The following is a 1,448-nucleotide window of genomic DNA, read 5'->3' on the forward strand; positions in this document are numbered from 1 at the left end:
CACTAGCGTTGCATTAATGTTCTCTGAATCTTCCTAATTTTCTATCACGGCTACTTTTGTGCATAAAAAAATCCTTTACAATAGATCGGAGAGGTAGACCTGTCCATAAATCCATTGAAAAGGATATCAGCATGGACAATCATACTTTATTATCTTCATTTGGTAAATGGCTCGCGCCGATCTGTACAAAAATGTTCACAACTGCCGTGGCAGAATGCCAGCAGGATAAATATGTGAAAAAGCTGACAACGACGGCCTACTTGAAGCTGTTTCTACTCGCTCAATTGCAAAACCGAGAAGGCTTGCGCCACATTGCCGACGACGTGTTGTGCGAAGATTTGCAGCGAGAGCTCGGATTAACCTCGATCTCAGCCTCGCAGCTCAGCCGTAAGCATAAGCAGGTCGATCCCGAGCTGCTGCGACAAGTATTCGAGCGGCTTGCGAAACTTGCATGCTCTCGCCAAGGAACTGCTAATCCTCGTCACAAAATCAAAATCATCGATTCGACAACTGTGACTTTGTGTTTGCAGAAATTCAAGTGGGCCGAGTTTCGAAAGACAAAGGCTGGCATTAAGATTCATATGCGGTTATCTTTCATTGATGAGCAAGACATCATCCCAGAAAAGGCGACCGTCACGACAGCCAAGAAGAATGATCGCACCCAGATGAACGAACTGGTTCATGAACCTGGCGTCACGTATGTCTTTGATCGCGGCTACATCGATTACGCCGCCTTTGATCGCTACTGCCTGGATGGTATCTTTTTCGTGACACGTCTGAAGAGCAATACGCATATGGAGCCGTTGGAGGAACGGGATGTCCCCGAAGGCAGTCAAGTTTCGGCCGATTGGTGCGTCCGAATCGGCTCGCAGCAGAAGAAAATGAAGCACGCGTTGCGGATGGTACAGACGCAAGATTCGGAAGGGAATCTGCTCTTTCTGGTGACGAACCGCTTCGACCTCACTTGCGATGAAATCAGCGAGATGTATCGCAGTCGCTGGGCGATTGAGACCTTCTTTAAATGGATGAAGCAACATTTGCAGATCAAGCATCTCTACGGTTCAAGCGAACAAGCGGTAACGAACCAAGTCTGGGTGGCTCTCATTGCTTTTTGCTTACTCGCGCTTGTGAAGCTGGAAACGAAGGTCAAGCACAGCCTGTTGCAGCTCACTCGCTGGCTAACCAAGTTGTTGTGGCAGCCGTATGGCAAGTGGCTTCAGCAACTCAAGAGAAAGCCTAATCGGACGTCCCGAGGCCGACAGAAAACACGAGCTGTAACGTGATGAATGTAGGTTTGCGATCATTCCAATGGCAAACATAAATACATAATTCAACCAAATGGAAGGGCTACCTTTAAGGGCTGTCTGACCTTTTTCATTTTATCTCGAAAAATTATTTTCAGAATATTCACTTTTAATGTTTGCTAAAGGTTTATGCAACGCTAGTGA

1 protein-coding gene is annotated in these 1,448 nt (G+C 46.8%); it reads left to right on the top strand.

Annotated features, from left to right (window positions below; all coding sequences use genetic code 11):
* Positions 1-131 precede the first annotated feature (131 nt).
* Positions 132-1,283 (top strand): IS4 family transposase, encoded by a 1,152-nt coding sequence (locus tag WH37_RS33065; protein ID WP_046234932.1) that lies wholly within the window; start codon positions 132-134, stop codon positions 1,281-1,283.
* The last annotated feature ends 165 nt before the right edge of the window (positions 1,284-1,448 follow it).

The sequence above is a fragment of the Paenibacillus algorifonticola genome (genome assembly GCF_000971975.1).
Classification (GTDB): Bacteria; Bacillota; Bacilli; order Paenibacillales; family Paenibacillaceae; genus Pristimantibacillus; species Pristimantibacillus algorifonticola.